Below are 3,790 nucleotides of genomic sequence, written 5' to 3' on the forward strand. Positions count from 1 at the left end.
ACAGTCTCAGCGCGGCGCTCGATGGCGGCGGAGCGGGGGGTGGGGGCGGTGGGGGTGGCGGCGCGGGCGGCGGGTTGCCCGAGATGGGCAGCAGGAAGCCGTTGCCGCCACCGCCTCCGCCGCAGCCCACGAGCGTGGCGCTGACGGCGATGCAGGCGGCGACGGCCAGGACGATGTCGCGATGGCTGGATGTCATGGGTCTCCGATGTCGTTGGTTTTGGGACGCGGCACAGTCTCTCGCGCGCGGGCCCCGAATCCAATGTGCGGGCCGGACACAGCAGGCCGCGTTCCTGTGTGCGCGGCCCATGCCGCGTAAACCCTGAGCGGCCGCCTTCAGTGCGGCAGCGGCACCTCGAAGCCGGCCTTCGAAAGCTCCCACTGGTACTGCTCGAAGCCCGTGCCCGGCACGCGCTCGTCGCTGCGGTCGCGGATCTCGTCCATGCGCGCCGCGACCTCGGCCGCGGTGTAGTCGCTGCCGTCGATGAAGATGCCGCGCGTCATCGTGAGGTGGGCGCTCTCGAAGCTGCCCGCGCCCGCGAGCAGGATGGTGCGCGTGGGCGCGTCCTCGCCCACCAGCGCGACCAGGCCGGGGCTCACGTAGTCGGGCTGCAGCCGCGCCAGCGCCTCGGGCGGCAGCACGCCCTCGGTCATGGCGGTGGCGGCGGTGGGCGCGAGGCAGTTCACGCGGATGTCCTGCCGCTCGCCCTCGAGCGCGAGGGTCTGCATCAGGCCGACCAGCGCCATCTTGGCCGCGCTGTAGTTCGACTGGCCGAAGTTGCCGTACAGGCCCGAGGAGGAGGTGGTCATCACGATGCGGCCGTAGCGTTGCGCGCGCATGGTTTCCCACACGGCCTTCACGGCATGCACGCTGCCCATCAGGTGCACGTCCATCACGCGGCGGAAGTCCTCGAGCGTCATCTTCGAGAAGCTCCTGTCGCGCAGCACGCCGGCGTTGTTGACGAGGATGTCGATGCGGCCCCATTCGGCCACGGCGCGCGCGGCCATCGCTTCCATGGCCGCGAAGTCGGTGACGTCGCCGCCGTCCGCGATGGCGCTGCCGCCCGCGCGCACGATCTCGTCGGCCACGGCGCGGCCCGGCGATCCTTCATGCGCGCCAGCCACGTCGTTGACCACCACGCGCGCGCCGTGGCGCGCGAGCGCCAGCGCATGGGCGCGGCCCAGGCCGCTGCCCGCGCCGGTGACGATGGCCACGCGGCCGTCCAGTGTCTTGTTCATTGCTGTTCCCGATGAATGAAGAAAAAGGGGGGGCGAGGCTCAGAACGCGACCGCGTCCCGGCCCTTGAGGCCCAGCATCGCGCGCGCCTCGTCGGGGCTCGCGATCTCGAGCGAGAGCTCCTCGAGGATCCGGCGGATCTTGCGCACCTGCTCGGCGCAGGACTTCGCGAGCTGGCCCCGGGCGAGGTAGAGGCTGTCCTCCAGGCCCACGCGCACGTTGCCGCCCATCACCGCGCCCATGGTGAGCAGCGGCATCTGGTGGCGGCCCGCGCCGAGGATCGAGAAGCGGTAGCCGTCGCGGCCGAACAGCCGGTCGGCGGTGGCACGCATGGTCACGAGGTTTTCGGGATCGGGCCCGAGGCCGCCGAGGATGCCGTAGATGCTCTGGATGAACAGCGGACCCTTGACGAGGCCCTCGTCGACGAAGTGCGCGAGGTTGTAGAGATGGCCGACGTCGTAGCACTCGAACTCGAAGCGCGTGCCGCAGTCCTCGCCGAGCACCTGCAGGATGTGCTTGATGTCGCGGAAGGTGTTGCGGAAGATCAGGTCCTCCATGCCCTCGACATAGGGCTGCTCCCAGTCGTGCTTCCATTCGGCGATGCGTCGCGCCGCCGTGTGGATCGAGAAGTTCATCGAGCCCATGTTGAGCGAGCACATCTCGGGCTTGGCCTGCAGCGGGTAGGCCAGCCGCTCGGCCAGCGTCATGCGCGTGCTGCCGCCGGTTGTGATGTTGATGACCGCATCGGTGGCGGCCTTGATGCGCGGCACGAACTGGTCGAAGACCTTGGGGTCGGCCGAAGGACGACCATCGATGGGATCGCGCGCATGCAGGTGGAGGATCGCCGCGCCGGCCTCGGCCGCTTCGATCGCCTGCTCGGCGATCTGGTCGGGCGTGAGCGGCAGGTGCTCGGACATGCTCGGCGTATGGACCGAGCCGGTGACCGCGCAGGAGATGATGACCTTGTCTTGGGTGCTTGCCATGGGATGTGTGGAAGGGATGAAGGATGGGGGGCGCCGCGTCAGACCGCGAGCCACTCCGAGACGAGTTGCTGGTCGGCCTTGAGCGCCTGCGGCGTGCCCTCGAACACGATGCGGCCGTGGCCCATCACGCAGACCCGGGTCGAGACCTTGAGCGCGATCGCGAGCTTCTGCTCGACCAGCACCACCGACAGTCCCTTGCGGTGCATGTCGACGATGCATTCGCCGACCTGGGCCACGATCTTGGGCGCCAGGCCCTCGGTGGGCTCGTCGATCAGCATCAGCAGCGGATTGCCCAGCAGCGAGCGGCACATGGTCAGCATCTGCTGCTCGCCGCCCGACATGCTGCCGGCCTTGGTGTTGCGGCGCTCCTTGAGGCGCGGGAAGTAGTCGAACATCTGCTCGACGGTCCAGCGGTGCGCGCCGGGCACGGCGCGCTGTTCGCCCATGCGCAGGTTCTCGTCGACCGTGAGATTGGCGAACACCTCGCGCTCCTCGGGCACGTAGCCGATGCCGGCGCGGCACACGGCATAGGGCCGCGCGCCGGCCAGTTCGCGCTCGCGCAGCCGGATGCTGCCCGCGGATGGCGGCACCAGGCCCATGATGGCTTTCATGGTGGTGGAGCGGCCCGAGCCGTTGCGCCCGAGCAGGCTGATGACCTCGTTGCGCCCGACGCGCAGGTCGACGCCATGCAGCACGTGGCTCTTGCCGTAGTGGACGTGGAGGTCCTCGACGCTCAGCAGCGTGTCGCTGGTGCTCATGCCGCCACCTCCTCGCCGAGGTAGGCCTCTTTCACGCTGGCATTGGCTCGGATCTCCTGCGGCGTGCCGGTGGCGATCACCTGGCCGTAGACCAGCACGCTGATGCGGTCGCTCAGCGAGAACACCACGTCCATGTCGTGCTCCACGATCATCAGCGCGCGGCCCTTCGTGACCTCGCGGATCAGCTCGGCCGTGTAGTGCGTCTCCTCGGTCGACATGCCGGCCATGGGCTCGTCGAGCAGGATCACCTTGGGGTCGGAAGCCAGCGTCATCGCGATCTCGAGCGAGCGCTGTTCCGAATAGGCCATCTCGCCCGCGATCGTCGCGGCGCGCGCGTTCAGCCGCACCAGCTCGAGCAGCCGCTCGGTCTCCTCGCGGATGGCGCGGTCGCGGTCGATGAAGCGCCAGAAGACGTACTGCAGCCCATGGCGGCGCATGATCGCGAGGCGGATGTTCTCGAACACGGTGAGCTTGGGAAAGATGTTGGTGATCTGGAACGAGCGCGCGAGCCCGAGCCGGTTGATGGCCTGCGGCGTGCGCCCGGCGATCGACTGGCCGTCGAAGTGGATGCTGCCGGCCGTCGGCGCGAGCTGGCCCGAGATCAGGTGGAACAGCGTGGACTTGCCCGCGCCGTTGGGGCCGATCAGCGCATGGCGCTCGGCCCCCAGCAGGTCGAGGTCGACGCCGCGCATGATCTCGGTGGGGCCGAAGGACTTGCGCAGGCCGCGGATGCTCAGGATCGGATCGTTCATGCGGCGCCTCCGGTGCGCTCGGTGAGGGGCGCGGCCTGCGCCGCGAGGGGCGCGTCGGCTTCG

At 69.4% G+C, this 3,790-nt stretch carries 4 protein-coding genes and 1 pseudogene; all 5 read right to left on the minus strand.

The window, feature by feature from the left end:
- Positions 1-196 (minus strand): annotated as a pseudogene (locus AC27VN_RS35400) (hypothetical protein); the annotation flags it as partial.
- 137 nt (positions 197-333) lie between these two features.
- Complete coding sequence (locus AC27VN_RS35405) at positions 334-1,236, minus strand: SDR family NAD(P)-dependent oxidoreductase (protein ID WP_489043448.1); 903 nt, start codon at positions 1,234-1,236, stop codon at positions 334-336.
- A gap of 39 nt (positions 1,237-1,275) precedes the next feature.
- Entirely contained in the window at positions 1,276-2,217 is a 942-nt protein-coding gene (gene kce, locus AC27VN_RS35410) for a 3,5-dioxohexanoate:acetyl-CoA acetone transferase (protein WP_490879636.1), read from the minus strand.
- Positions 2,218-2,255: 38 nt separating this feature from the next.
- Complete coding sequence (locus AC27VN_RS35415) at positions 2,256-2,975, minus strand: ABC transporter ATP-binding protein (RefSeq protein ID WP_490879637.1); 720 nt, start codon at positions 2,973-2,975, stop codon at positions 2,256-2,258.
- Entirely contained in the window at positions 2,972-3,727 is a 756-nt protein-coding gene (locus AC27VN_RS35420; RefSeq protein ID WP_490879638.1) for an ABC transporter ATP-binding protein, read from the minus strand. The genes AC27VN_RS35415 and AC27VN_RS35420 overlap by 4 nt, the downstream gene beginning before the upstream one ends.
- Positions 3,728-3,790: the final 63 nt, after the last annotated feature.

It is taken from the genome of Variovorax sp. 20P10.2.4, from assembly GCF_058244205.1.